Source organism: Paractinoplanes tereljensis (genome assembly GCF_016862435.1).
Taxonomy (GTDB): Bacteria; Actinomycetota; Actinomycetes; order Mycobacteriales; family Micromonosporaceae; genus Actinoplanes; species Actinoplanes tereljensis.
In genome coordinates, this window is record NZ_BOMY01000030.1 from 47,337 (window position 1) to 71,656 (window position 24,320).

26 protein-coding genes are annotated in these 24,320 nt (G+C 71.1%); 16 read left to right on the forward strand and 10 right to left on the reverse strand.

From position 1 onward, the window contains the following. Nucleotides 1-12 precede the first annotated feature (12 nt). The 7 genes from Ate02nite_RS21180 (at nucleotide 13) to Ate02nite_RS21210 (ending at nucleotide 7,464) form a co-directional block, all read left to right on the forward strand. Nucleotides 13-1,212, forward strand: a complete 1,200-nt coding sequence (locus Ate02nite_RS21180) for an ABC transporter substrate-binding protein (protein WP_203808173.1) — start codon at nucleotides 13-15, stop codon at nucleotides 1,210-1,212. Further along, a complete protein-coding gene (locus Ate02nite_RS21185) occupies nucleotides 1,209-2,246 on the forward strand; it encodes an ABC transporter ATP-binding protein (RefSeq protein ID WP_203808175.1) in 1,038 nt (345 codons plus the stop codon). Before Ate02nite_RS21180 ends, Ate02nite_RS21185 begins: the two co-directional genes overlap by 4 nt. Then, nucleotides 2,243-3,112, forward strand: a complete 870-nt coding sequence (locus Ate02nite_RS21190; protein ID WP_203808177.1) for an ABC transporter permease — start codon at nucleotides 2,243-2,245, stop codon at nucleotides 3,110-3,112. The genes Ate02nite_RS21185 and Ate02nite_RS21190 overlap by 4 nt, the downstream gene beginning before the upstream one ends. Next, nucleotides 3,109-3,942: an ABC transporter permease gene (locus Ate02nite_RS21195; protein WP_203808179.1), complete on the forward strand. Its 834-nt coding sequence runs from the start codon at nucleotides 3,109-3,111 to the stop codon at nucleotides 3,940-3,942. Before Ate02nite_RS21190 ends, Ate02nite_RS21195 begins: the two co-directional genes overlap by 4 nt. Continuing rightward, nucleotides 3,939-5,144 carry a D-mannonate dehydratase ManD gene (gene manD / locus Ate02nite_RS21200; protein ID WP_203808181.1) on the forward strand — a complete coding sequence of 402 codons (1,206 nt, stop codon included), beginning with the start codon at nucleotides 3,939-3,941 and terminating at the stop codon, nucleotides 5,142-5,144. Before Ate02nite_RS21195 ends, manD begins: the two co-directional genes overlap by 4 nt. Nucleotides 5,145-5,244: 100 nt before the next feature. After that, nucleotides 5,245-6,417: a GAF domain-containing sensor histidine kinase gene (locus tag Ate02nite_RS21205; RefSeq protein WP_203808183.1), complete on the forward strand. Its 1,173-nt coding sequence runs from the start codon at nucleotides 5,245-5,247 to the stop codon at nucleotides 6,415-6,417. Between the two features lie 90 nt (nucleotides 6,418-6,507). Beyond that, nucleotides 6,508-7,464: an ABC transporter substrate-binding protein gene (locus Ate02nite_RS21210; protein ID WP_203808185.1), complete on the forward strand. Its 957-nt coding sequence runs from the start codon at nucleotides 6,508-6,510 to the stop codon at nucleotides 7,462-7,464. Between the two features lie 11 nt (nucleotides 7,465-7,475). Here Ate02nite_RS21210 and Ate02nite_RS49470 read toward each other — a convergent pair whose 3' ends face one another. Further along, entirely contained in the window at nucleotides 7,476-9,509 is a 2,034-nt protein-coding gene (locus Ate02nite_RS49470; RefSeq protein ID WP_275422937.1) for a TPM domain-containing protein, read from the reverse strand. A 342-nt stretch (nucleotides 9,510-9,851) separates the two neighbouring features. Between Ate02nite_RS49470 and Ate02nite_RS21220 the strand changes: the two genes are divergently transcribed. Both Ate02nite_RS21220 and Ate02nite_RS21225 read left to right on the forward strand, forming a co-directional pair. Next, the gene (locus tag Ate02nite_RS21220) at nucleotides 9,852-10,136 is read left to right on the forward strand and encodes a hypothetical protein (RefSeq protein ID WP_203808187.1); all 285 of its coding nucleotides are present in this window, start codon (nucleotides 9,852-9,854) and stop codon (nucleotides 10,134-10,136) included. Between the two features lies 1 nt (nucleotide 10,137). Then, on the forward strand, nucleotides 10,138-10,482 hold the full coding sequence (locus tag Ate02nite_RS21225) for a hypothetical protein (protein WP_203808189.1): 345 nt from the start codon (nucleotides 10,138-10,140) through the stop codon (nucleotides 10,480-10,482). Here the strand turns inward: Ate02nite_RS21225 and Ate02nite_RS21230 are convergent. Continuing rightward, nucleotides 10,479-11,174, reverse strand: coding sequence for an FKBP-type peptidyl-prolyl cis-trans isomerase (locus Ate02nite_RS21230; protein WP_239147566.1), 696 nt, complete (start codon nucleotides 11,172-11,174; stop codon nucleotides 10,479-10,481). The genes Ate02nite_RS21225 and Ate02nite_RS21230 overlap by 4 nt on opposite strands. A gap of 22 nt (nucleotides 11,175-11,196) precedes the next feature. Further along, nucleotides 11,197-12,126 (reverse strand): hypothetical protein, encoded by a 930-nt coding sequence (locus tag Ate02nite_RS21235; RefSeq protein WP_203808191.1) that lies wholly within the window; start codon nucleotides 12,124-12,126, stop codon nucleotides 11,197-11,199. Between the two features lie 84 nt (nucleotides 12,127-12,210). Between Ate02nite_RS21235 and Ate02nite_RS21240 the strand changes: the two genes are divergently transcribed. Further along, nucleotides 12,211-13,884, forward strand: coding sequence for a long-chain-fatty-acid--CoA ligase (locus tag Ate02nite_RS21240; RefSeq protein WP_438871237.1), 1,674 nt, complete (start codon nucleotides 12,211-12,213; stop codon nucleotides 13,882-13,884). 6 nt (nucleotides 13,885-13,890) lie between these two features. Here Ate02nite_RS21240 and Ate02nite_RS21245 read toward each other — a convergent pair whose 3' ends face one another. Then, entirely contained in the window at nucleotides 13,891-14,232 is a 342-nt protein-coding gene (locus Ate02nite_RS21245) for an AAA family ATPase (protein WP_203808195.1), read from the reverse strand. Further along, nucleotides 14,222-15,277 carry a hypothetical protein gene (locus Ate02nite_RS21250; protein ID WP_203808196.1) on the reverse strand — a complete coding sequence of 352 codons (1,056 nt, stop codon included), beginning with the start codon at nucleotides 15,275-15,277 and terminating at the stop codon, nucleotides 14,222-14,224. The genes Ate02nite_RS21245 and Ate02nite_RS21250 overlap by 11 nt, the downstream gene beginning before the upstream one ends. Nucleotides 15,278-15,345: 68 nt before the next feature. Here Ate02nite_RS21250 and Ate02nite_RS21255 point away from each other — a divergent pair, with 68 nt between their 5' ends. The 3 genes from Ate02nite_RS21255 (at nucleotide 15,346) to Ate02nite_RS21265 (ending at nucleotide 19,274) form a co-directional block, all read left to right on the forward strand. Next, the gene (locus Ate02nite_RS21255; RefSeq protein ID WP_203808198.1) at nucleotides 15,346-16,521 is read left to right on the forward strand and encodes a zinc-dependent alcohol dehydrogenase; all 1,176 of its coding nucleotides are present in this window, start codon (nucleotides 15,346-15,348) and stop codon (nucleotides 16,519-16,521) included. Between the two features lie 35 nt (nucleotides 16,522-16,556). Beyond that, entirely contained in the window at nucleotides 16,557-17,588 is a 1,032-nt protein-coding gene (locus Ate02nite_RS21260; protein WP_203808200.1) for an MBL fold metallo-hydrolase, read from the forward strand. 93 nt (nucleotides 17,589-17,681) lie between these two features. Next, complete coding sequence (locus Ate02nite_RS21265) at nucleotides 17,682-19,274, forward strand: methyl-accepting chemotaxis protein (RefSeq protein WP_203808202.1); 1,593 nt, start codon at nucleotides 17,682-17,684, stop codon at nucleotides 19,272-19,274. A gap of 1 nt (nucleotide 19,275) precedes the next feature. On the opposite strand, the gene Ate02nite_RS21270 is transcribed toward Ate02nite_RS21265, so the two are convergent. Together Ate02nite_RS21270 and Ate02nite_RS21275 are read right to left on the reverse strand one after the other, a co-directional pair. Then, on the reverse strand, nucleotides 19,276-19,767 hold the full coding sequence (locus tag Ate02nite_RS21270) for a DUF5134 domain-containing protein (RefSeq protein WP_203808204.1): 492 nt from the start codon (nucleotides 19,765-19,767) through the stop codon (nucleotides 19,276-19,278). 42 nt (nucleotides 19,768-19,809) lie between these two features. Then, nucleotides 19,810-20,466, reverse strand: coding sequence for a hypothetical protein (locus Ate02nite_RS21275; RefSeq protein ID WP_203808206.1), 657 nt, complete (start codon nucleotides 20,464-20,466; stop codon nucleotides 19,810-19,812). 148 nt (nucleotides 20,467-20,614) lie between these two features. Between Ate02nite_RS21275 and Ate02nite_RS21280 the strand changes: the two genes are divergently transcribed. Beyond that, the gene (locus tag Ate02nite_RS21280; protein WP_203808207.1) at nucleotides 20,615-21,397 is read left to right on the forward strand and encodes an SDR family NAD(P)-dependent oxidoreductase; all 783 of its coding nucleotides are present in this window, start codon (nucleotides 20,615-20,617) and stop codon (nucleotides 21,395-21,397) included. A 20-nt stretch (nucleotides 21,398-21,417) separates the two neighbouring features. Continuing rightward, nucleotides 21,418-21,936 (forward strand): GNAT family N-acetyltransferase, encoded by a 519-nt coding sequence (locus Ate02nite_RS21285; RefSeq protein WP_203808209.1) that lies wholly within the window; start codon nucleotides 21,418-21,420, stop codon nucleotides 21,934-21,936. On the opposite strand, the gene Ate02nite_RS21290 is transcribed toward Ate02nite_RS21285, so the two are convergent. Then, a complete protein-coding gene (locus Ate02nite_RS21290) occupies nucleotides 21,909-22,370 on the reverse strand; it encodes a hypothetical protein (RefSeq protein WP_203808211.1) in 462 nt (153 codons plus the stop codon). The two genes, Ate02nite_RS21285 and Ate02nite_RS21290, sit on opposite strands and share 28 nt — an antisense overlap. Before the next feature lie 79 nt (nucleotides 22,371-22,449). Between Ate02nite_RS21290 and Ate02nite_RS21295 the strand changes: the two genes are divergently transcribed. Beyond that, nucleotides 22,450-23,079, forward strand: coding sequence for an MBL fold metallo-hydrolase (locus Ate02nite_RS21295; protein WP_203808213.1), 630 nt, complete (start codon nucleotides 22,450-22,452; stop codon nucleotides 23,077-23,079). Between the two features lie 157 nt (nucleotides 23,080-23,236). On the opposite strand, the gene Ate02nite_RS21300 is transcribed toward Ate02nite_RS21295, so the two are convergent. After that, nucleotides 23,237-23,827: a DinB family protein gene (locus Ate02nite_RS21300; RefSeq protein WP_203808216.1), complete on the reverse strand. Its 591-nt coding sequence runs from the start codon at nucleotides 23,825-23,827 to the stop codon at nucleotides 23,237-23,239. A gap of 3 nt (nucleotides 23,828-23,830) precedes the next feature. Continuing rightward, nucleotides 23,831-24,277: a GNAT family N-acetyltransferase gene (locus tag Ate02nite_RS21305; protein ID WP_203808218.1), complete on the reverse strand. Its 447-nt coding sequence runs from the start codon at nucleotides 24,275-24,277 to the stop codon at nucleotides 23,831-23,833. Nucleotides 24,278-24,320: the final 43 nt, after the last annotated feature.

Below are 24,320 nucleotides of genomic sequence, written 5' to 3' on the forward strand. Positions count from 1 at the left end.
AGGGTGTCGAACATGTCCAAGAAAGCCGCTGCCCTCGCCCTCACTCTCCTGATCGCTGCCTGCGGTGCGCCCGACAAACCGGGCGGATCCAGCGGCAAGACCGACGGCCCGGTGCCCGAGAAACCGGGCAAGGCCGTGACCATCAACATCCTCGACGTGGCCGGTGACCTGCAGCTGACCCAGGGGATGATCGACGAGTTCGTCGGCAAGAACGGTGACCAGATCGGCAAGGTCACCTACTCCAAAGCCACCGCGCCCGAGCTGGTCGGCAAGGTCAAGGCCCAGCAGGCCGCCGGCCGGGTCGACATCGACCTGGTGCTGACCGGCGTGGACGGGCTGGCCGCCGGCATCGACCAGGGGCTGTGGACGCCGCTGCTGCCCACCTACGCGAGCCGGCTGCCCGGGATGAGCGACTACCTGCCGGGAGCGGCGGCCATGCAGAAGCTGGCCGGCGACTTCGGGGTCACGGTCACCTACTACCCGTCCGGGCCGCTCATCGAATACCTGCCGGCCAAGGTCGCCACCCCACCCAAGTCGGCCGAGGAACTGCTCGCGTTCGCCAAGGCCAACCCGGGCGCGGTTCAGTACGCGCGGCCGGCCAACTCCGGCCCCGGCCGTACGTTTCTGATGGGTCTGCCCTATCTCCTGGGGGACAGCGATCCGAAGGATCCGGTCAACGGCTGGGCCAAGACCTGGGCCTATCTGGCCGAGCTGAACAAGTACGTGACGCTCTACCCGTCCACCACCAGCGAGACGATGAAGAACCTGGCCAACGGCTCGGCGAAGGTCATCGCCAGTACGACCGGGTGGGACATCAACCCGCGGGTGCTCGGCACCGTGCCCAAGGAGGCCGCGGTCGGCACCCTGCAGGGCTTCCACTGGGTCACCGACGCGCACTACGCGGTCATCCCCAAGGGCGTCGACGTCGAGAAGCAGGCCGCCGTCCTCAACCTGCTCAAGGACATGCTCACTCCGGCGCAGCAGGCCAAGGCGTACGACAAGGGCTACTTCTACCCGGGCCCGGCGATCAAGGACGTGCCGCTGTCGATGGCCCCGCAGGAGAGCCAGCAGGCCATCGGCGAGTACGGCCGCCCGGAGTACGAGCAGCTCATCGCCAGTAACCCGCTCGAGGTGCCGCTGGACGCGAAGGCGCTGGTCGCCGCGTTCGACAAGTGGGACCGCGAGATCGGCGGCGCGAAGGTGAAGAAGTGACCTGGCTTCGCCTTGACGGGGTGACCCGGCGGTTCGGGGGCAAGGACGCGCTGAGCGGTCTGAGCCTTGATGTCGAGCAGGGCGAGTTCATCGCCCTGCTCGGCCCCTCCGGCTGCGGCAAGTCGACCGCGCTGAACTGCCTGGCCGGCCTGCTCCCGCTGTCCGAGGGCAGCATCTGGCAGGACGACGTGCGCCTCGACACGCTACCGCCGGAGCGGCGCGGCTTCGGCATGGTGTTCCAGAGCTACGCGCTCTTCCCGCACCTGTCGGTGCGCCGGAACATCGCGTTCGGCCTGCAGATGCGGCGGCTGCCCCGGGCCGAGGTGCGCCGCCGCACCGACGAGGCGATCAAGCTGGTCCAGCTCGAGGAGCACGCCGGCAAGCTGCCCGGCCAGCTCTCCGGCGGGCAGCAGCAGCGGGTCGCCATCGCCCGCGCGGTGGTGCTCGAACCGTCGCTGGTGCTGATGGACGAGCCGCTGTCCAACCTGGACGCCAAGCTGCGCCTGGAGATGCGCACCGAGATCCGCCGGCTGCACCAGAGCTTGGGCCTGACCACCGTCTACGTGACCCACGACCAGGAGGAGGCGCTGTCCATGGCCGACCGCCTGGTGGTGCTGCGGGACGGCCGGGTCCAGCAGATCGGCACCCCGGAGGAGCTGCACACCCGTCCCGCCAACCGGCACGTGGCCGACTTCATGGGCTACCGCAACCTGCTGCCGATGACGGTCACCGCGGTGACCCCGGCGGTGGTCACCGTCGAGGGAGCCGGTCTGACTCTTAGGGGTACGGGGGTGGGCACGCTCGCCGTGGGCGATGAGGTGGTCGCCGCCGTCCGACCCGAGGATCTGCAGGTCGGGCCGGACGGGGTGCCGGTCACCGTGGAGGTCGTCGAGTATCAGGGGCGGGAACTGGCCGTGGAGGCGCGCACCGCGCAGGGCACGATGCTGCACCTGCGGGCGGTGGAACGGCCGACGCCCGGCGACCGGATCACGGTGGTCGCCGATCCGGCCCGGGTCCTGGTGTTTCCGGCATGACGGAGAAGACCGCGCTGCGGCACCGGCTCGCCGAACGCGGTGTCGACCGGCAACTGCTGCTCCTGCTGCCGGCCCTGCTCGCGGTGCTGATCCTGTTCGTCTACCCGTTCGCGTACGGCATGGGGCTGTCCTTCCAGGGCGGCCTGGGGGCGTACCGGACCTTCTTCGAGGACGCCTATCAGCGCGACACCATCTGGACCACCCTCCAGCTCGCGCTGCCGGCCGCCTTCCTGAACGTCGCCGCCTCGGTGCCGATCGCCTACCGGATGCGCGGCCGCTTCCGCGGGAAACGGCTGCTCACCACGCTGCTCGTGGTGCCGATCACGCTCGGCACCGTGCTCACCGCCGAGGGGCTGCTCAACTTCCTCGGGCCGACCGGCTGGTTCAACCGGGTGCTGCTCGACGCCGGGCTGGTCGACGCGCCGCTGCGGCTCACCAACAACTACTGGGGGGTGTTCTTCTCCCTGGTCATCACCGGGTTCCCGTTCGCGTTCCTGCTGATCCTCTCCTACCTCTCGGGCATCGACCCGACCCTGGAACGGGCCGCCGCGACGCTCGGGGCCGGTTGGTGGCCGCGCTTCCACCGGATCACGCTGCCGCTGCTCGCGCCCGGGCTGGCCACCACGTTCTGCCTGACCTTCGTGCTGGCGTTCAGCGTCTTCCCCTCGGCGATCCTGGTCGGCGACCCGGCCGGGACCACCCGGGTCATCTCCATCGCCGCCTACCACGCGGCCTACGAGGCCTACGACTATTCGCTGGCCAGCGCGATCGCCGTGGTGATGGGCGTGGTCGAGCTCGCGGTCGTGGCGGCCGTGCTGGGCGTGCGGTCGCTGTTCTACACCGGCTCGACGGGAGGCAAGGGATGAAACGGCGCCTGGTGGCCACCCCCGGGGCCTGGTTGGTCTGGGGTGCGGTCGGGTTCTTCTTCGTGATGCTGGCCGGGGTGATCGGGTCGGTGCTGGTCAGTTCGTTCGGGCGGCGCTGGTTCGACACCTGGCTCCCGGAGAGCTGGACCGATCAGTGGTACGGGCAGGCTTGGACCGAATTCACGCTGCCCGCGGTCCTCGTCGTCACGATCGAGGTGTCGATGCTTGTCGTGCTGATCTCGGTGCTCGTAGGCGTACCCGCCTCTTATGTCTTGGCCAGAAGGAAATTTCCTGGCCGGCGCCTTCTCTATCTTTTGTTTCTGCTGCCCATCCTGATGCCGCCGATCACCTACGGCATCCCGCTCGCCACCGTGCTCTACAAGTACGGCTTCGCCGGAAACATGTCCGGGGTGGTGCTGGCCAATCTGGTGCCGTCGATCCCGTTCGTGATCCTGACCATGACGCCGTTCATCGAGCAGGTCGATCCGGCGATCGAACGCGCCGCGCGGATGTGCGGCGCGCGCACCTGGCAGGTCTTCGCCCGGATCCTCGCGCCGCTGCTGGTGCCGGGCATCCTGGCCGCGTCGATCCTGGTGCTGGTGCGCACGGTCGGCATGTTCGAGCTGACCTTCCTGACCGCCGGGCCGGACTCGCAGACCCTGGTGGTGGCGCTCTACTACACGATGTCGGCGGCCGGGATCCGGGCGCAGCAGTCGGTCGACGCGATGGCCGTGATCTACACGTCGATGATGCTGGTGTTGCTGGTGGTGGCGTTGCGCTTCGTGAATCCGACCCAGCTGGTGGCCCGCGTGAAGGAAGATGTCGATTGAAGATCGTCGAGGCCCGGGTGATCGTCACCTGTCCCGGGCGCAACTTCGTCACCCTGAAGATCGTCTGTAGCGACGGCACGACCGGGGTGGGGGACGCGACGCTCAACGGGCGTGAGCTCGCGGTCGCCGCCTATCTGACCGAACACGTGGTGCCCGCGCTGATCGGGCGGGACCCGGCGCGGATCGAGGACACCTGGCAATACCTGTACCGCGGCGCCTACTGGCGGCGCGGGCCGGTCACGATGACCGCCATCGCGGCGGTCGACACCGCCCTCTGGGACATCAAGGGCAAGGTGGCCGGGCTTCCGGTTTACCAACTGCTGGGTGGTCGGTCGAGGTCCGGCGTCCAGGTGTACGGGCATGCCAGCGGTTCGTCGACCTCTGACGTGTTGGCCTCGGTTGCCGGATTTGTCTCCCGGGGTTATCGCGCCGTGCGGGTGCAGGCCGAGGTCCCCGGAATTCCGGACATTTACGGAATTTCCTCCGGGCCGGCCTATGAACCGGCCACCTTTGGGGTCGCCACCGAGTCGTCGTGGTCCACGCCTGACTACCTCGCGCACATCCCCGCGGTCTTCGAGGCGGTGCGGGACGAATTCGGGCCCACCCTGCAACTCCTGCACGACGTGCACCACCGGCTCACCCCGATCGAGGCCGCCCGGCTCGGAAAGTCACTGGAGCCGTACGCCCTGACCTGGATGGAAGACCCGGTTCCGGCCGAGCTGCAGGACGGGTTCCGGCTGATCCGGCAGCACACCACGACGCCGCTCGCGGTGGGGGAGGTGTTCAACTCGATCTTCGACTGCTCGACGCTGATCTCCGAGCGGCTGATCGACTACATCCGCACCACCGTCGTGCACGCGGGCGGGATCACCCACCTGCGGCGGATCTTCGACCTGGCCGCGCTCTACCAGGTGCGGTCCGGGTCGCACGGGGCCACCGACCTGTCGCCGGTCTGCATGTCCGCCGCCCTGCACCTCGACCTGGCCATCCCCAACTTCGGGCTGCAGGAGTACATGCCGCACACCGCGGAGACCGACGCCGTCTTCCCGCACGGGTACCGCTTCGCCGACGGTTACCTGCACCCGGCCGAGGAACCCGGGCTCGGCGTCGACATCGACGAATCGCTGGCCGCGACCTTCCCGTACCGGCCGGCCGCCCTGCCGGTCAACCGTCTGACCGATGGAACCATGCACGATTGGTGACCCGCATGGCTCCCCGCTTGCTCCATAGGAACCGTCCACCATCCCGGTGGCCTGCCGATTTTCGCTGGCAGCAAGAAAGTCCGCCGGGGGAGGAAACGAAATGAGTACGTCCGTCATAAGCAAAGCGCAGGCACAGAACGTCGCCGCGGCCCGGTACCGCGCGGCCGTCGCCGACATTCCCGAAGTGCTGGAGATGGTGGCGGACGTCTGCCGGGCCCCGATGGCCGCGCTCAAGGTCATCGGCGACACCGAGGCCCACGTGGCCGTCGGTCACGGCATGCCCGTCCTCGGCGAGGTGCCCAAGGCCGCCTCGCTCTGCGACATGGTGTCGGAGGCCGACCACGCGATCGCCGTCGACGACGCCGAGCACGACCCCCGGATGTCCCAGCACCCGCTGGTCGCCGGCGACGCGCACGTTCGTTTCCTGGCCGCCGCGCCGCTGCACTACGACGGGCACATCGTCGGCGCCCTGTGCGTCTTCGACCCGGGCCCGCGCGAGATCGACGCCGAGACCACCACCCGGCTCCTCGAGCGCATCGCCAAGCGCATCGACTCCGAGACCGCGCTGCGGCACATGCTCACCGAGCAGCAGCCGCTCCCGGTCCCGATCGACCAGGACGAGGTCGTCATGGCGATCTCGCACGAGGTCCGCACCCCGCTCACCGTCATCCGCGGCCAGCTGGAGATGCTCACCGAGAACCCGAACGCGATCAACCCCGAATACCTCAAGCAGGCCGAAGCCGTACGCCGGAACGCCGACCGCCTCTGCCGCACCGTCGACAACCTGTTGCGCGCAGTCAATCAGAGTCGCCACGCGCCCATCGGCGAACGCAGCGTGATCGACCTGCGTGACGCTATGCGCTCGGTGCTATCCGAACTCGGTCCGGTCGCCAACCGGGTGCTGCTCGACCTGCCCGGCCAGCCGGTCTGGGTGAACGCCGACCAACGGCTGCTGGAAATCGCGGTGTCGCAGCTTGTCAACAATGCCCTGCACCACGGCGGACCGACCGCCCCGGTGATCCTGTCGGTGGCCGGCAGCGGCCAGCCCACCATCGAGATCCGCGACCAGGGTCCCGGCCTCGACGAGACCGAACTGAGCCGGCTCGGCACCGCCTTCTACCGCTGTGACGAGGCCCGCCGCCAGGAGAAAGCCGGACTCGGCCTGGGCATCAGCATCAGCCGCCGGATCTGCGAGGCGCAGGGCGGAACGCTGACGTTGCACAGCGTGCGGGGATCCGGTGTGGTCGCCCGAATCGCGTTCCCCGCAGCGTAACGGTCTGCTAACCATTAGCCATTCTGGTAGTCGCGCTCCGAGGAAGATCGGAATAGGGTTCGCGCGGCATCAACAAATCCAGGAGTGGTCATGCGTCGAACCCTCGCTGCCTTCGCCGTGCTCGCGACGCTGCTCGCGACCTCGGCCTGCACCTCGAAGGCCAAGGCCGACAGCGCGCCGGCCGGCAGCACCAAAGTGGACGTCGGGGTCATCGCGATCATCGACGTCGCCCCGATTTACCTGGGTAAGGCCAAAGGTTTCTTCAGCAAGCGCGGCATCGACCTCAACCTCACCGCCGAGCAGGGCGGCGGGCCCATCGTCAAGGGTGTGCTCGCCGGGAAGTACCAGTTCGGCTTCAGCAACGTGACCTCGCTGATGGCGGCCCAGTCGGACGGCGCTCCGCTCAAGGCCGTGGCCAGCGGGGTGGCCTCCACCGGCCGGTCCGGCCGCGACTTCTCGGCCGTGGTGGTGCGCGACGGCAGTCCGATCCGGACGGCGAAAGACCTGGTCGGCAAGAAGATCGGCGTCAACATCCTGAAGAACATCGGCGACACCACGGTCCGCCAGTCGGTGCGCAAGGCCGGCGGCGACGCCAGCTCCCTCAGCTTCGAGGCGATCCCGTTCCCGCAGATGGCCGGGGCGCTGCGCAGCGGAAAGGTCGACGCGGCCTGGGTGGTCGAACCCCAGCTGTCCGAGATCCTCACCTCGGGCGGCAACGTCGTCGCGTCCAACTTCGTGGACACCGCGGCCGACCTGACGGTCGCGCTGTACTTCACCAGCCAGGCGACCATCGGGCAGAACCCCAAGCTGGTCGCCGACTTCACGGCGGCGATCCGGGAGTCGCTCGACTACGCGGCGGCGCACCCCGAAGAGGTCCGCGACACCGTCGGCACCTACACGCCGATCAACGACACCGTGCGGATCAGCATGATCCTGCCCAGCTGGCCGGAGAACATCAACCGGGCGTCGCTGGAGAAGGTCGCCCAGCTGGGCCACAAGGACGGCATCTTCAAAAAGACCCCGTCCCTGGACCAGCTGCTGCCCTGACCGGGGCTGTCCTAGAAGCGGCCGCCGCCGCCTCGGCGGCCGCCACCTACGCCGCCGCCACCGCCGCCGGTTCGGCGGCCTCGGGAAGCGCTGCCGCCGAAGCCGCCTCCGCCCCAACTTCCGCCGCCGCCCCCATGGCCGGAGCGGGCGGCGCCGGACAGGATGCCGCCCAGCACCGCGCCGGCGAACGAGCCGGCATCGAAGCCGCCGCCCGGGCGTCCGTAGCCGCCGCCCCCTCCGCCGCCCCAGCTCTGCACGTCGGTGCGGGCTACCCGGCCGGCGCTGGCGGCGAGCTGCTGCGCCTGCTGGGCCTCGGTCAGCGCGGCGCCCGGGTTGGACGCGGCCAGGCTCTCGGCCAGGGCCAGATGCCGCTGGGCCTCGGACAGTGAGGCGCGGGCGCCGGCGTCCACCGCACCGCGGCGGGTGGTGATGAAATCGTTGGCCGCCGCCACCTCGCCCCGGGCCACCGGCAGCGCCTGGGCGAGCAGACTCCGGGCCCGGGCGTCGCGCTCGGCCGTGTCGCGGGCCGCGTCCAGGGCATCATCGAGGGCCGCGTCGGCAGCTTGCAGCCGGGCGACCGCGGCGACCGGGTCGGGCTGGGCGGCGGCCAATCCCGCCCGCACCTCGGCCACGGCCTGCTCGCCGCCGGACACCGCGGCAGCCAGGCCGGCCGGGACCGTGCCGCCTCCGTTCAGCACGGCCCGCGCCGCGGCGATCTCGGCCGTCACCTCGGCGATCAGCGCATCCGCGGCGACCCGCGCGGCCGGGAGGTCGGTGGCGGCCCGGTTGACCGCCGCGATCAGCTGATCGGCCTGGTCCACCGCCTGCTCCGCAGCCCGAACCGCGAGCGCCGCCTCGGCCCGATCCCCACCGGGAACCGCGGCCGGGTCGCCACTCGGAGTCTCCGGGGCTTGCGGTGATGCGGCGGCGGCCAGGTCGGTGCGGGCCTGGGTCAGTGCGGAGGCGGCGAAGGTCAGGCGCTCGCGGGCCTGGTCGACGTTGGCGGTGATGGCGGTGACTGCGCTGCCCGCGTACCGGGCAAGGAGATCTTGAATGGTGGTTGTGGCCGCGGGCAACGCGGCCTCCAGGGCCGCGCGGCGCCGGTCGAGTTCGTCGGCCACCTCGGCGGCGTGGCCCTCCAGGTCGCGCAGCCGGTCGAAGGCCTCGGACTCCGCGTCGAGGCGGGCGTCGGCGGCCTGGCAGCGCTCGATGATCTGGGCCAGCGTGCGGCGGCGGGTGGCCTCGTCCGGGGCCGGCACCTCGTCGAGCGTCATCCGCAGCCGGAACGCCTCGGCCACGTCCTGGCGGGAGGCGTCGAGCGCCGCACGGAAGGGCCCGGCCGCGGCCGCGCCGTACTGACCGGCGGCCAGTTCCAGCTCGCGCTCGCTGGCCCGCAGGTCGTCGTCGAGCTCGATCAGCAGCGCGTTGGCCTGGTCGGTCAGCTCGGCCAGGCTCGGCCGGGCCGGCTGCGCGGGGGCCGGGGCCGTCGACCGGGCGGCCCGCCGGCGCCGCACGAAGACCCAGCCCAGGGCCACCACGATGACCAGCAGGATCAGCACGACCACCCAGGTGAGACTGCTCCCGGCCCCGGCCGCCTTGTGATAACCCTGGGCCGCGGCGATCACCGCGGCTGACCAGTCGCTCTTCGCCAGGGCCGGCTCGATGTCGTTGGCGGCGACGTCGCTGAGCTCGCTGTCGGTCAGCCGGGAGTCGTCCGGGAACGAGTAGGCGTACGCCCGGTCGCCGGTAGCGACGGCCAGCAGCGCGTCGCGGTCCCCGAGATCGCTGAGCCGGGCCGTCTCGTCGGTCCAGTCCTGCGCCGGCGTGCCGTCGAACGAGTCGACAAGCACCACGAACAACTGAATCCCGGTGTCCGCCTGCAGCTTGCCGAGCGCGTCGTCGACCGCCGCCCGGTCCTCGAGCACCCCGGCCTGGTCAGTGACCTGCCCGGCGAGCCGCTCAGGCGCCTGCGCCCAGGCCACCCCTGGCAGCAGAAGGCCGGCGGCCAGGACAAGCAGAGCGGCAAACCGCGAAATCCGTGTCACCTGCCCAACCTAAAGGTCGCCGCCCCGTTCCGCGCCGAGGGTGCACCCCGAGCTTGCGATCTTGAGGATCCGCTGTTCGCTCCGAACCGGAAGTCGACATGCCCGAGGTTCTGAGCGCCGCCAGGTTGGGGCCGGTGGTCGGCGCGAGGGGCGGGCCCGCCCGCAGCGGGCGCGCGGAGGGTGGGTTGCAGCTAGCGGGACTGAGTGCCACGGGACTGGGGTGGGGCGTACCTGAAGAAGAGCTTGTGGGAAGACGCCGCCATCGGCCGTACGTCCGGTGGTGCGGCGCGGGGGGTGGACCAAGACTGTAGGCGCTATCAAGATCCGGGCGCGGAGGGGAACATGCCGACGGAGTTTGCCTTCGACAACCAGATTCTGGTGCTGGATGGGCGGGTGCTGGAGATCTTTCACCGGGACACCGAGGAGAGCCTGCGCTACCACGTGGCGTTTCTCCGGGTCGATGGGCAGCCGCACGGCGACGGGTTCAAGGTTCGGCTCGGGCGGGCGTACGGCGCCAACGACATCACCGGTGGGCGCCGCTGGAAGATGACCGCGGCGCAGTTCGCGGAGTTTCGTGAGTTCATCGCTCTGGCCATCGCGGCCCGCGACAACGAAGTGGGGTCCTGAGATGTTCGACGAGCGCCGTATCCGCAAGCGTGGCCTCACCGCCCCAGCGCTGGTGCTGTCGGTCCGGGAGGCGTCGACCATGGGCGGCAACGGCAGCTGGATGAAGTACGACTACACGCTGGAGGTTCGGCCGGAGGGCGGGGCGCCGTTCCGGACCGAGGTGCGCGAGCGGTTCTACATCATCGAGCGGAAGCCGTCCGAGGCCGACGTGGTCACGGTGAAGTACGACCCGGCCACCCTCAAGGCGGTCTTCCATCTGGAGGGCGACCCGCGGTTCGACCTCGAGGCCATGCAGCGCCGCACCACCCAGATGAAATGGGAGCAGCGCTCGACCGGGGACGGTTAGGCGGCGGAGAGGACGTCGACCACGAAGCGGAGGGTGCCGGCCGGCTGGCCGCCGGTCGGGTTGTCGCCGTAGGCCAGGTCGGCGGGGATGTCGAGCTGGACCCGGCTGCCCACCTTGACGTCCAGCAGGCCCTGGTCCCAGCCCTTGATGACGCCGCCGGCGCCGATCTGGAAGCTGAACGGCTCGGAGCGGCTCCAGGACGAGTCGAACTCCTTGCCGTCGGCGTAGGTCACGCCCACGTAGTTCACGTTGATGGTCTGGCCGGACTGGACCGCCGCGCCGGTGCCCTGGATCAGGGTGGTCGTCTTGAGCTTGCTGACCGTGCCGGTGCCTTTGGTCACGACCGGCTTCTTGCTCAGGGCCGGGTCGGCGCCCGCGGGGACCGGCGGGAACGCCGCGGCCGACTCGGCCGCGGAAGAAGCGGTGGCGGTCGGGTCGGCGGTCGCGCTCGCGGCGGCCGCGTCCGGTGTTGACGACGACGAGCTGCCGATCCAGACGACCAGCCCGACGATCAGAGCCAGCACGACCGCCGCGGCGCCGACGATCGTCAGCACCTGCTGGCGCTTCTGCCGCGCGCGGGCGCGTGCTTTGGCCGCCTTGGCCTCGGCGCGCTTCTCGGCCTTGGTCTTGAGGGGCGCAGAGGAAGCAGAGGGCGCGGCTGTGCGGGCGCGGCTCTTCACGGGATCGGGCACAGGCCGACAATACGACAGCTGTTCACGGATGCAGCAGGGCGGTCCGCTCCTGGTTCAGCAGGGCCAGTTCGGTGCGGTTCTCGGTGATCCGGGCGGCCAGTGCCGAGCGGATCTTGCCAACCTGCTGGGCTGCCGCGCCGAGTTGGCCGAGACCGTCCTTGATCTGGCCGCGTACCGACAGGTCGGTGAAGATGTTGTCCAGCCAGACATCCGCGAAGCGGGTGAAACCGTCCAGCTCCAGCCCGCGGGCCAGCGACGGCAGGGCCAGGTTCACGTCGCGCAGTTCGGCGCGCAGCACGGCCAGCCGGCGGTCGGCCTCGGCGGCCCGGGCGGCCGCGTCGTCCAGCCGGCTGTGCTTGACCAGGCTGCTCAGGCCGCCGCCACCGAGGAACGTGTCGGCGGTGGACCAGTTGTCGGCCGACTCGAGCATCTCGTTGGCGTCGGTCAGGGCTTGGGCGGCGGCACGGGCGGCCGACTCGGCCTCGGTCAGTTCCTTGAGTTCGGCGGTGAGGCGGCCGCGCTGCTCGGCCAATTCGGCCAGCCGGCCGCCGGCACCGGAAGCGACCAGCTGCTTCTCCTTCTGGGCGAGCAGCATCGCGTAGGTGCCGGGGGCAGTCGCGGTCGCCACCAGCCGGGCCTCGACCTGGGCCAGCTGGGCGCGCAGCGCGTCGAGCCGGTCCTGGGCCTGGGCGACCCGGTAGCGGGCCGCCTCCGCTTCGGCCTTCTCCCGGTCCAGGGCCTGTTCCCGGGAGCCACGGACGGCGGCCAGCAGCCGGGTCAGCGAGTAGTTCTCCAGCCGGTCGACGTCCCGCTGCTCGATCGCGTGCCGGCGGCGCAGCCCGTCCAGGTTCTGGGTGAGCCCGGTGATCGCGGCGTTGATGCCCGCCTTGCGGGACCCGAGCAGCTCACGTTCGCGGATGTCGGTGGCCAGCCGGGTGAGGTCGTCGTCCATGCTTCGAGCAAAGCTGACGCGCGCAACCGGCGCGCGATGATCAACAGCGGGTACGCTTATCGGGACGCGAATATGGGAGGCCTCATGGCGGACGACCGGCCCTGGCTGGAGGTCTACCCGGAGGGTGTCCCGGCCGACATCGCCGAGCCCGAGCGGGCGCTGACCGCGAATCTGGATGCCGCGGTCGCCCGGTTCCCCGATCGGGTGGCGCTCGATTTTCTCGGTGCGTCTACGACGTACGCGCAACTGGGTGATCAGGTCGCGCGGGCCGCCGAGGCCCTGCGTGGCCTCGGGGTCGGCCCCGGCGACCGGGTGGCGCTGATCCTGCCGAACTGCCCGCAGCACGTGGTCGCCTTCTACGCCGTGCTGCGCCTGGGCGCGATCGTGGTCGAGCACAACCCGCTCTACACCGGCGAGGAACTGGCCCATCAGCTCGCCGACCACGGCGCGACCGTGGCGATCTGCTGGGAGAAAGTGGCCAAGACGGTAGCGTCGGTCGCCCGGGCGACGACCATCGTCGGCGTCGACCTGACCGCCGCGTTGCCGCTGGTCAAGCGGCTCGCGCTGAAGCTGCCGCTGCCGCCGGCCCGCAAGACGCGGGCCGAGATGCGGGGGCCGCTGCCGGAAGGCGCGCTGCGCTGGGAGGCGTTGGTCGCCGCGGCGTCGCCGATCGCCGATTCGGTTCCCGGGCCGGGCGTCGACGACACCGCGCTCCTGCAATACACCGGCGGCACCAGCGGCACGCCGAAGGGCGCCATCCTCACCCACAAGAACCTGGCGGCCAACGCCGAACAGAGCCGCGTCTGGGTGCCTGGGTTGCGCGACGGGGGCGAGACCTTCTACGCGGTGCTTCCGCTGTTCCACGCGTACGGGCTGACGCTGTGCCTGACCACGGCGGTGCAGATCGCCGCGACGATCGTCCTGCTGCCCCGTTTCGACCCGGCCATGGTGCTGGACGCCGCGAAGCGGCGGCCGCCGACGTTCTTCCCGGGCGTGCCCCCGATGTACGACCGGCTGGCGGTGGCGGCCCGCGAGCGCGGCGCCGACCTGAGCTCGGTGCGCTACTCGATCAGCGGAGCGATGCCGCTGCCGCCGAAGACCGTCGAGGTGTGGGAGGCACTGACCGGGGGCCTGCTCATCGAGGGGTACGGGATGACCGAGACCTCGCCGATCACCGTCGGCAACCCGATGTCGGAGCGGCGCCGCACCGGCTCGATCGGGGTGCCGTACCCGTCGACCCACGTCCGGCTCGCCGACCGCGACGACCTGACCCGCGACGTGCCGCTCGGCGAGCCGGGGGAGCTGCTGGTGCGGGGCCCGCAGGTGTTCGCCGGCTACTGGAACCTGCCGGCCGAGACCGAGGCGGTGCTGCTGCCCGGCGGCTGGATCCGCACCGGCGACATCGCAGTGATGACCGACGAGGGCTTCCTGTCCATCGTGGACCGGGTCAAGGAACTGATCATCACGGGCGGCTTCAACGTCTACCCGTCCGAGGTCGAGGACGTGCTCCGCAAGCACCCCGACGTGGCCGACGTGGCGGTGGTCGGCCTGCCCTCGGACCGCACCGGCGAAGAGGTGGTCGCCGTGGTGGTCGCGGCCGAGGGAGCCGCGCCGGACCCGGAGGCGCTGCTGCGCTGGGCGCGCGAGCGCCTGTCCGGCTACAAGGCACCGCGCCGCATCGAACTAACCGACGAGCTACCCCGAAGCCAGATCGGCAAGGTCCTGCGCCGCCAGGTCCGCGACGGCCTGCTCGCCTGACCGCTGTCAGGACAGGCCGAGACGGTCCGCGAGGTTGCCGCCGGTGGCGGTGACGACCTGGACGGCGACGGCCGGGTCGATCTCCTCGGCCAGCGACCGGATCAGCAGGCGCAGGGCGGCCTCCGGGGCCAGCCCGGCCAGCCGCCGGGTGGCGATGCCGGCCGCCTGGCCGGTGAGCGCCGGGGTCTCCCGGCCGGCCAGCAGCAGCGTCGCGTCGAGCAGCATGGTCTTGCCGATGCCGGGCTCACCGAGCAGCAGCGCCGCCCCACCCCGCCCGTTGCGCCCGTTGCCGATCAGGATCTCCAGCTCGCGGATCTCGTCGTCGCGCCCCAGAAGCTCAGGAGTCACGACGCTGCCACCAGCGACGCTTCGCCGGCTTCGGCGGCTCGGGCTCGTCCTCTTCGTCGGCGGAGGAGCGGGTCAGGACGGCGACCGCCAGGGTGCGGTCGCCGGGGGTGCAGCCCGGGGTGATCAGCATCAGCTGGGCCAGGGATTCCTCGATGGTGACCACCCGCATCGCGGTCATCGCCGCGTCGAGCCGGCCGCGCACCAGCTCGCGCACCTCGGCGCGGCGTCCCGGACCCCGGTAGGCGTCGGTGACCAGGGCGAACAGCGCCGCGTCGGAGACCCAGTCCTCGGCGCCGAAGGCCAGGTCGACAAGGGCCTCGCGGCCCTCGTCGCCGTGCCGGAGCAGGGCCAGGCACACCCACGGCTGGAACAGTCGGTACCAGTAGGTGGGGGCGGTCTTGGCCAGGTGCTGCCAGCGCGCGGTGTCCGGCGGGCCGGGCAGGTGGGCCAGCAGGCCGAGCAGGTCGTCGAGGGGCAGCTTGCCGAGCGGTTCGGCCTGCAGGTAACCGGCCAGCGGCGACTGCCACGGCTCGCCGGCCACCTCGCGCAGCACCCGGACCGCCTCGGGCGACGGCACCGCGACCGCGGGCACCGGGTTGATGCCGTCGTAGCGCCACACCTTGTAGCGGCCGGGGCGGACCGGGACGCGGATGTCCGGCGACGGGAAGCCCTCGATGGCGATGTCGACCGGGCCGGTCACCCGGCGGCAGGCGGTGGTGGCGCTGGGCGGCTCGGCCGCCGAGACGGCCAGGCCGGTGAGGGCCAGTTCCTCGCCCTCGGCGCGGCGGCGGCCGACCTCGTTGGCCACGTTGCAGAGCGCCTCGGTGGGCATCGGCACCCAGTTCAGCCAGGGCCGCTGCGCGCAGGCCAGGGCGAACAGGGCCTCGCTGGTAGCGCACGGATGCGGGTCGTCCAGCACGGCGACCAGGTCCGCGATGTCGCCGGTTTCCCGGAACCGCACCGCGTGCCGGGCGGCATCGCGGTGCGGGAAGCTGGGGTCGTCGGCCAGACCCCGCAGGTCGGCATCCGCGTCTCCGGAAAACATGGCGGGGAGCCTACAACGGGGTACGGCTTAGGGTGTCCCATGCGCTACGACCGACCGTTGGGAGATTGATGCGCGCCGTTCTCGCTGATCTTTCTGTCCCGCGCTACCTACTGACCGCCGTGACGCCGCGGGCGGGCCGGATGCTCTCGTTGCGCGACGACGTGCCGGCCCCGGAGCTGCCGGACGCGCCCGGCTGGGTGCTGCTGCGGCCGGAACTGGCCGGGATCTGCGGCAGCGACGTCGCGGTCGCGCACGCCAAGTCGTCGGTGGTGCTCAGCGCGTTCTACTCGGCGCGCAAGCAGGTGCTCGGCCACGAGATCGTCGCGGTGGACGAGTCGACCGGGGAGCGCTTCGCGGTCGACCCGGTGATCTCCTGCGTGCACCGCGGCTTCGAGCCGTGCCGGTCCTGTCGCGACGGTCACCCGTACGTCTGTGAGCGGTTCGACCAGCCCGGCGTGACCGGATGCCAGTCACCCACCCAGGGTTTCGACGCCGCCCTCGGCGGCGGCTGGGGTGAGTACGTCGTAGCCCACCGCTCCCAGCTGCACCCGGTCGGCGCGATCCCGTCCCGCCGGGCCGTGCTGGCCGAGCCGGCCTCGATCGCCCTGCACGCCGCCCTGCGCTGGCGCCGCACCGGCGACCGGGCGGTGGTGATCGGGCCGGGCACGATCGGGCTGCTCACCGTGGCCGCGCTGCGCCGCCTGCACCCGGGCCTGGACATCACCGTCGTCGGGCCGGGCGCGCTGCGCGAGACCACCGGCGCCGACCGGGCCCTCGACTCCGGCCCGCACGTCGTGGAGGCCCTGGCCGAGCTGCACGGCGGGCGGGTGATCCGGCCGCGGCTGACCAGGGTGCCGATCCTCGAGCAGGGGGTGGACGTGGTCTTCGACTGCGTGGCCCGCCCGCAGACCATCGACCTCGGCCTGCACCTGCTGCGGCCGACCGGCACGCTGGTGCTGGTCGGCGGGGCCGGCCGGCAGCGGGTGGACTGGTCGCTGGTGTGGAACCGGCAGCTCACCGTGCAGGGCACGGTCAACTCCGGCCCGGAGGAGGCGCTCGGCGGCCGCACCACGATGTCGCAGATCGTGGAGTGGCTGGCCGACCCGTCCTATCCGGTGGACGGCCTGGTCACCCACACGTTCGTGCTGCCGGAGTGGCGAGAGGCGCTGGCGATCGCGTCGGCCGGACCACCGGCGGTCAAGGTAACGCTGCGCCCCAACCCGGGGCTGCCGTTGATAGCCTGACGGTGACCGTTCAGTAATTCGAATCGGGGGCGCGGATGATCACCGGTAGCGCGCAGGCGGAGGCGTGGCGGCGGCGGGTTCTCCCGCCGATCGAGGAGCCGAGGCCCGGTGTCTGGTCGATCCCGGTGCCCATCCCGCACAACCCGATGCGCTACACGATCTGCTACGCCTTCCCGGACGACGGCGGCCTGATCGTGGTCGACCCCGGATGGGACAGCGACGAGGCCCGGGCCGCGCTGACCGCCGGGCTGGCCGCGGCCGGGGCGAGCGTCGCCGACGTGCGCGGCATCGTGGTCACCCACGTGCACCCCGACCACCACGGGATGAGCGGGTGGCTGCGCGGCGGGTCCGGGGCCTGGATCGGCATGCACCCGGCCGAGGCGGCCACCCTGCCGGTGCGGGCCTGGCGCGGCCAGCACCCGGGGACCGACCCGGAATGGCTGGGCCGGCACGGCGTACCCCCGGATGAAGTTGATCTTTTGGGGGTGCGGCCTGAGCGGATGGCCGCGCTGCTGGAGATGCCCGAGCCCGATCGCGAGATCAACGATGGTGACCTGTTGCCGCTGGCCGGGCGGTCGATCCGGGCCGTCTGGACGCCCGGGCACACGCCCGGTCACCTGTGCCTGCACGACGCCGCGGCCGGGGTGCTGCTGACCGGCGACCATCTGCTGCCCCGGATCAGTCCCAACGTGGCCGTCCTGCCGACCTCGGAGGGTGACCCGCTCGGCGACTACCTGGGGTCACTGGCCCGGATGTCAGAGTTCCCGGACGACGAGGCGTTACCGGCGCATGAGTACCGGTTCCGCGGCATCGACGCCCGGGCCACCGCGCTGATCGAGCACCACGACGAGCGCGCGGCCGAGATCCTGGCCGCCGTGGCGTCCCTCGACGCGCCGACCGGCTGGGCGGTGGCCGCGGAACTGACCTGGTCGCGCGGGTGGGACGCGCTGCACGGCATGCTGCGCCGGATGGCCCTCGCCGAGACCCTCGCCCACCTGCATCATCTGGAGTCGATCGGCGTCCTGAAGTGCCTGCCCGGCACTCCCGCCCTCTGGCAAAAGATCTGATTTGTGGAATTTGGGAGTGCGGGCCCACTCGATCGAGTGATAGTTCCCTAGCGGCCACCGGTCGCCTTCGGCTTTGGCGGGCTAGGGGGAGCGGTGCCGCGGCGCACTTTCGAGGATCTGAGCGTCAAATTCAAGATCGTGTCGGCCATCGTGGTGGCGATCGTGGTGACCGTGATCGTCGGCGTGACCGGGGTGGTCGCGCTGCGTAAGAGCAGCACCTCGGCCGAGCTGATCTATTCGAGCAACGTGGCCAGCATCAGGGCCGTCGGGCAGCTCAAATCGGCGATCTACCAGACGCTGCTGGCCTCGTCGAACCAGGCGATCTCGCAGAACGCGACCCAGGTGGCCACGTACACCAAGTCGTTCACCGCGCACGCGGCCGAGTTCGGCACCGCGATGACCGCCTACCAGGCCAGCCAGCCGGCCGGCGACCAGACGACCATCGCCAACCTGCAGACCGCCTGGGACGCGTACCTCGACGTCGCCACCAACAAGCTGCTCCCGGCCGGCGTCAGCAACTCGTTCAACGCGTGGGCGACGCTCCGGGAGAGCGAAGTCGTGCCGCTGATGACCAAGATAACCACCTACATCACCGAGCTCGACCAGACCGAGACCGCGGACGCCGCGAAGAACTCCGCCGCGGCCGGGAAGGTGTATCGCACCGGCCGGGATATCTCGATCGCCGTGGTGGCGATCGGCGCGATCCTCGTGCTGGTCCTCGGCGTCGTCGTGGCCCGGCGGATCGTCCGGGCGCTGAACCGGGTCAAGGGCGTCTGCGACACCCTGGCGGCGGGCGACCTCACCCAGACCAGCGGCCTCACCTCCCGTGACGAACCCGGCCAGATGGCGCAGGCGCTGGACACCGCGATCGGCAACCTGCGGCACACCGTGCAGACCATCGACGCGTCCGCCTCCGCCCTGTCCGGCGCGGCCGACCGGATGAACGGCACCGCCGCCCGGATCGCCGGCTCGGCCGAGGAGGGCTCCACCCAGGCCCAGGTGGTGTCGGCCGCCGCCGAGGAGGTGTCCCGCAGCGTCGAGACGGTCTCGGCCGGCAGCGAGCAGATGGGCGCGTCGATCCGGGAGATCTCCGAGAACGCGTCCGAGGCGGCCCGGGTCGCCGCCGAGGCGGTCACCATCACCAGCGCGACGTCGACCACCATGAATAAGCTCGGCGACTCGTCGGCCGAGATCGGCAACGTGATCAAGGTGATCACCCAGATCGCCGAGCAGACCAACCTCCTCGCCCTCAACGCCACCATCGAGGCGGCCCGCGCGGGCGAGGCCGGCAAGGGCTTCGCCGTCGTCGCCTCCGAGGTCAAGGACCTGGCCCAGGAGACCGCCCGGGCCACCGAGGACATCTCCCGCCGGGTCGAGGCCATCCAGGCCGACACGGTCGGCGCGGTCACCGCGATCGAGGAGATCTCCAACGTGATCGCCCGGATCAGCGACTTCCAGACCACGATCGCCTCGGCCGTCGAGGAACAGACCGCCACCACCGCCGAGATGAGCCGCAGCGTCAGCGAGGCCGCCACCGGCGCCAACGAGATCGCCCAGAAGATCACCGGGGTGGCGCAGGCCGCCCTGGACACCAGCGAGGGCGTCGCCGAGACCCAGGAGGCGTCGACCGAACTGGCCCGGATGTCCGGCGACCTGACTTCCCTGGTGTCCCGCTTCCGCTTTTGAGCTACCCGGCCATCGCCAGCAGGGCCAGCCCCATCGCGGCGCTCATCGTCCCGTGGCACAGCGCCGTCCAGTCGGCCGGTCGCGTGTCGACCGTGCTGACCGACAGCCGCATGCCCCGGATCAGCCACCACACCGAGGCCGCGACCAGGTAACCGCCGAACCCCGCGCTCACCCAGGGGTGCTGGTGGCCGCCCGCACTCATCCAGACCATCGCCCCCATCGTGCTGGCGAAGAACAAGGGCATAACCCGCCGGGCGTACGCCGCCCGAGCCGCGAACCACCCGGCCGCGAGCGTGAACCCGGTGATCCAGGTGCTGGCCGGCACGGCATAACCCCACGGCCAGATCATTACGATCATCGACAGCCCCATGACCAGGTGAAGGGCGTCCTCGTGCAGCGCGCTCGGCCGCCACAGCCACCGCACCAGGTGAAAGGCAGCAGCCGCACCGAACGCCAGCGTCAACACCCACCGCAGCGACTCGAGCTGGATCATCGTCCCCACGCTAGGGCGCAAAGATCATGCGGTCAGTCCCTCTCAGGGCTGCTTCGTCACCGTCAGGGTGCTCACCGGCGTGTCGTTGAGCGCGCCGATCGGGGTGCTCGCGGTGACACCCCAGGTGCCGGCCGCGATCGCGGCGTCGCGGGTCTTCACCAGGGCGTCGAAGTCGGCCTTCGCCAGCCGATCCAGCCGCAGCTGCCAGGGCACGCCGGTGCCCTCCGGCTTGGTCGAACCCAAATAGACGGTGTACGGGGCGGCCTGCCCGTCGATGATGTCCAGCTTGCCGTCGAGGTAGCAGCGGTCGGCCACGCAGATCGCCAGCGAGATGACGGCGGTGGCGTCGGCCGGAGACACCGTGAACTTCGCGTCGAACGGCCACGGCACCTTGCTGTTGTTCGCCGGTTCGACGATGCGGGTGCGCACGGCGGGCGCGGCGGTTGTACGGGTCGGCCGGGGCGTGGTCGTAGTGGTCGTCCGGGTAATCGGCGCGGCGCTTGTCCTGCTGGCCTCGGTGGACGGCGTGGGGGCGGCGCCGAGGCCGCGGCTGGCGGGCAGCGTGGTGGCCCCGATCGGCAGGTCGATTGCCGACACGTCGACGTTCTCCCTCGCATCCGGCCGCAACAGCACGCCGATCACCGCCAGAACCACGACGATGGCGACGCCGGCCAATATCCACGGCAGACGGGCCCTCAACGCGCCGCTGCCCTGCTCGCCGGGCGGCGGGGCAACCGCGAACGGGGCTGACGGACTTGTGGGAACGCGGGAGACTCGAGCACCCCGACATGCTGCCCAATGGCGGTACCCCGCGCCACCCCGGCCCGCTTCCGGCAGGATCGGGGGTATGCGACTTGATCTTTCGGGCAGAACCGCGCTGGTCACCGGATCCACCCAGGGCATCGGCCGGGCCATCGCGGCCGGGCTGGCCGCGGCGGGCGCCCGGGTCGGGGTCAACGGACGGTCGGCCGAGTCGGTCGAGCGGGCCCTCGCCGGCCTGCCGGACGGCGACTTCGTGCCGGTCCCGGCCGACGTGGCCACCGAGGCGGGCGCGGCCGAGGCGGTCGCCGCGCTGCCTGAGGTGGACATCCTCGTCAACAACCTGGGGATCTTCGGCGCCCAGCCGGCCCTGGAGATCACCGACGACGACTGGCGGCGCTACTTCGAGGTGAACGTGCTGGCCGCGGTGCGGCTGACCCGCACCTACCTGCCCCGGATGCGGGACCGGGGCTGGGGCCGCATCCAGTACATCGCCAGCGACTCGGCGGTGGTCACCCCGACCGAGATGATCCACTACGGCATGACCAAGACCGCCCTGCTGGCCGTCTCCCGCGGCTTCGCGAAGGAGGCGGCCGGCTCGGGCGTCACGGTCAACAGCGTCATCGCCGGCCCGACCCACACCGGCGGCGTCGAGGACTTCGTCCGCTCGCTGGTCGGCGACGACCTGCCCTGGGACGAGGCGCAGCGCGAGTTCATGCGCAAACACCGCCCGCAGTCCCTGCTGCAGCGCCTGATCGAGCCGGAGGAGATCGCCAACATGGTCGTCTACCTGGCGTCTCCCCAGGCTTCAGCCACCACCGGCGGCGCCCTCCGGGTAGACGGCGGTTACGTGGATGCGATCCTCCCCTGACCCATGTGATGATCTCGGCGATGCCTATCGCCGTACGTTTCGTGCCACTACCCCCGCGAGCGCTCGAAGCCCTGCTCGCCGACGATCTGGAAACCGCCCGGACGATCACCGGGGTCCGGCTGACGGACTGGTTCCTCTCCGACGAGATCACCTGGTTGTGGCGGATGCGCCTCGACCAGATCGCCGGGGATCCCCGGGCCGCCGACTGGATCGCCCGGGCCGCGGTTTCCGTCCCCGACGAGGTGGTGGTCGGCGCCGGTGGCTTCCACGGCCCGCCGGATGAGGCCGGCATGGTCGAGATCGGCTACAGCACCGACCCGGCCCACCGCCGGCGCGGCTATGCCCGCGCGATGGTCACCGAACTGCTGCGATGGGCCGCCACCGAGCCGTCGGTGCGTACGGTCCGGGCCACCATCAGCCCGGACAACAAGCCATCGTTGGCGACCATCGCCGGCTTCGGCTTCGCCCACGTAGGCGAACAGTGGGACGACGTGGACGGCACCGAACTGATCTACGAACGCCCGCCGCTCCAGGCCTGAACCGGGGCCGGGTGGGCCGGGGTGCGGGCGAAGTACGCGCGGGTTGCTCGGGGGGCGGTCAGGGTGATCAGGGCGGCTGTTGCTACCAGGACCACGCCGGCGCCGGCCCATGGGATCGCGCCGCTCAGCGCCGTGATCAGCAGTAGCAGGGCGCCGAACAGGATGGTGAACGGCAGGATCACCAGGCCGGTGATCCAGGCCCAGGTGCGGCCGCGCCGTACCTGGTCGCCGAGCAGCAGCACGAACAGGCCGAAGAGCAGCACGAACGAGTTCAGCACCAGGAACACGCCGCGGGCGCCGGCGCTCCACTGGTCCTGGCTCAGGTTCACCGCCACGCCGTACGCCACCCGGCCGACTATGCACACGCCGACCGTCGCCAGCAGGCTCGCGCCTATCTCCACCGACCGCGGTCGTGGCTGATCCCCGTACGCCATTCTGTTTCTCCCCGTTGCATCGATCATGATCGTTGCTGCCATCCTAGGGTGAGACGGACGATCGGAAGGACCCCGGCAAATGCAGCAGGACAAGGGCGTACGCGTCGACCACGGCGTGGTCTCGGGCACGTTCAGCCTGGACGGGCAGACGTACGACGTCGACAACAACATCTGGGTGGTCGGTGACGACACCGAGTGCGTGGTGATCGATGCCCCGCACGACGTCGACGCGATCCTGGCCGTCGTCGGCGGCCGCACGGTCCGGGCCATCGTCTGCACCCACGCCCACGACGACCACGTGCGCGTGGCGCCCGCCCTGCGCGAGCGCACCGGCGCGCCGATCCTGCTGCACCCGGCCGACCGCCCGCTGTGGGAGCTGACCCACGGCACGTCGATCGCCTGGGACACCGACCTGGCCGACGGCGACGAGATCGCGGTCGGCGGCAGCGCCCTGACCGTGCTGCACACCCCGGGTCACGCCCCCGGCGCGGTCTGCCTGTACGCCGCCGGCCTGGGCAGCGTCTTCACCGGCGACACCCTGTTCCACGGCGGGCCGGGCGCGACCGGCCGGTCGTATTCGGACGCCGACCTGATCGTCGCCTCGATCCGGGCGAAGCTGCTCGCCCTGCCCGGCGACACGGTCGTGCACACCGGACACGGCGACGACACCACGATCGACGCGGAGCGCGACAACCTCGGCAGCGCCTGACGGGACAGCTCTGCTCGGCGTGCCGTCGCTGCCGCGACGCTCGGGCTCGGCAGTCGCAGCTCATCCTCCGCCGGGTTGCCCCGCTACGGGCGGTGCCCGGCCACCCCTCATCCGCCGGGTAGACCCGGACCAACCGTGCCGAGCAGGGCACACCACCCTAGTCTCGGATGAAGATCCGGGCCGCCTCTTCGAGGCGGCGGTGATAGCCGGCCCACCAGGCCTGGTCCTCGGCCGGCAGGTTGGTGTTCTCCTGCCGTACGCCGGCCGCGCCGTCGGCCAGTTCACGCACGATGTCCGCGTGGCCGGCGTGCCGGTGCGTCTCGGCGATTACGTGGACCAGGATCTTGTGCAGCGAGACGACCCCGCTCTCCGGGCCCCACCAGGGCACCCGGCCGGCCGCGTCGAGTTCGAGGGCCTCGATCGTCGCGTCGGAGTGCTGCCAGACCCGGCGGTAGCGGTCGACGATCTCGTCACGTGACTCGCCGGCGGTGGCCCACATGTCGGCGTTCGGCTCGGCGTCTAGCGCCATCCACGGCATCGGCTCGGGGAACGGCCGGTCGAACGTCGCGCCGAGATAGCCGGCCTCGACCCCGGCGACGTGCTTCACCAGACCCAGCAGGTTGGTGCCGGTGGGGGTCAGCGGGCGGCGTACGTCGTACTCGCTGAGGCCCTCCAATTTCCAGACCAGAGCGTGCCGCGCATCGCCGAGGTATTTCCGAAGATCAGCCTTGGGGTCGTAAGACGTCATGCCTCACGCTATCGGCTTCGCGAAGAAGACCCGGCGGTAGCCGTGGTGGGTGGCGCGGTCGATCTCCCGGAAGCCGCGGCGCGGGTAGTACTCGAGGTTCTCGGTCATCGCCTCGTTGGTGTAGAGGCGCACCTCGGGCAGTCCGAGTTCGCGGGCCTTCTCCTCGGCGTACGCCAGAAGCCTTGTTCCTACGCCGTTGCCCTGCATGCCGTCGGCCACCGCGATCGTCTCCACCTCGAGGTATCCGTCTCGCGCGGCCAACTGCACCATCCCGGCGATCCGGCCGTCGTGCTCGACCACCCAGCAGCGTCCTTCCGCGACCGGGACGGCGTAGTCGACGCCCATCGGCGCCGGTTCTCGGCCGATCCGCGGCACGTAACGTTGAAACGCCGCCCGAACCAACTGCTGGATCGATGCCACGTCCGACGCCTGCGCCACCCTCAACACCATGGTTCCAGCCTCGCAATCCAGTTGTTCGATGTGGGCGCAGGGG

Excerpts from the sequence above, each read along its gene's own strand:
- Ate02nite_RS21180 (WP_203808173.1), top strand. The coding sequence starts at position 13 with ATGTCCAAGAAAGCCGCTGCCCTCGCCCTCACTCTCCTGATCGCTGCC.
- Ate02nite_RS21190 (WP_203808177.1), top strand. The coding sequence starts at position 2,243 with ATGACGGAGAAGACCGCGCTGCGGCACCGGCTCGCCGAACGCGGTGTC.
- Ate02nite_RS21195 (WP_203808179.1), top strand. The coding sequence starts at position 3,109 with ATGAAACGGCGCCTGGTGGCCACCCCCGGGGCCTGGTTGGTCTGGGGT.
- Ate02nite_RS21205 (WP_203808183.1), top strand. The coding sequence starts at position 5,245 with ATGAGTACGTCCGTCATAAGCAAAGCGCAGGCACAGAACGTCGCCGCG.
- Ate02nite_RS21210 (WP_203808185.1), top strand. The coding sequence starts at position 6,508 with ATGCGTCGAACCCTCGCTGCCTTCGCCGTGCTCGCGACGCTGCTCGCG.
- Ate02nite_RS21220 (WP_203808187.1), top strand. The coding sequence starts at position 9,852 with ATGCCGACGGAGTTTGCCTTCGACAACCAGATTCTGGTGCTGGATGGG.
- Ate02nite_RS21225 (WP_203808189.1), top strand. The coding sequence starts at position 10,138 with ATGTTCGACGAGCGCCGTATCCGCAAGCGTGGCCTCACCGCCCCAGCG.
- Ate02nite_RS21235 (WP_203808191.1), bottom strand. The coding sequence starts at position 12,126 with ATGGACGACGACCTCACCCGGCTGGCCACCGACATCCGCGAACGTGAG.
- Ate02nite_RS21240 (WP_438871237.1), top strand. The coding sequence starts at position 12,211 with ATGGCGGACGACCGGCCCTGGCTGGAGGTCTACCCGGAGGGTGTCCCG.
- Ate02nite_RS21250 (WP_203808196.1), bottom strand. The coding sequence starts at position 15,277 with ATGTTTTCCGGAGACGCGGATGCCGACCTGCGGGGTCTGGCCGACGAC.
- Ate02nite_RS21255 (WP_203808198.1), top strand. The coding sequence starts at position 15,346 with ATGCGCGCCGTTCTCGCTGATCTTTCTGTCCCGCGCTACCTACTGACC.
- Ate02nite_RS21260 (WP_203808200.1), top strand. The coding sequence starts at position 16,557 with ATGATCACCGGTAGCGCGCAGGCGGAGGCGTGGCGGCGGCGGGTTCTC.
- Ate02nite_RS21270 (WP_203808204.1), bottom strand. The coding sequence starts at position 19,767 with ATGATCCAGCTCGAGTCGCTGCGGTGGGTGTTGACGCTGGCGTTCGGT.
- Ate02nite_RS21280 (WP_203808207.1), top strand. The coding sequence starts at position 20,615 with ATGCGACTTGATCTTTCGGGCAGAACCGCGCTGGTCACCGGATCCACC.
- Ate02nite_RS21285 (WP_203808209.1), top strand. The coding sequence starts at position 21,418 with ATGCCTATCGCCGTACGTTTCGTGCCACTACCCCCGCGAGCGCTCGAA.
- Ate02nite_RS21290 (WP_203808211.1), bottom strand. The coding sequence starts at position 22,370 with ATGGCGTACGGGGATCAGCCACGACCGCGGTCGGTGGAGATAGGCGCG.
- Ate02nite_RS21295 (WP_203808213.1), top strand. The coding sequence starts at position 22,450 with ATGCAGCAGGACAAGGGCGTACGCGTCGACCACGGCGTGGTCTCGGGC.
- Ate02nite_RS21300 (WP_203808216.1), bottom strand. The coding sequence starts at position 23,827 with ATGACGTCTTACGACCCCAAGGCTGATCTTCGGAAATACCTCGGCGAT.
- Ate02nite_RS21305 (WP_203808218.1), bottom strand. The coding sequence starts at position 24,277 with ATGGTGTTGAGGGTGGCGCAGGCGTCGGACGTGGCATCGATCCAGCAG.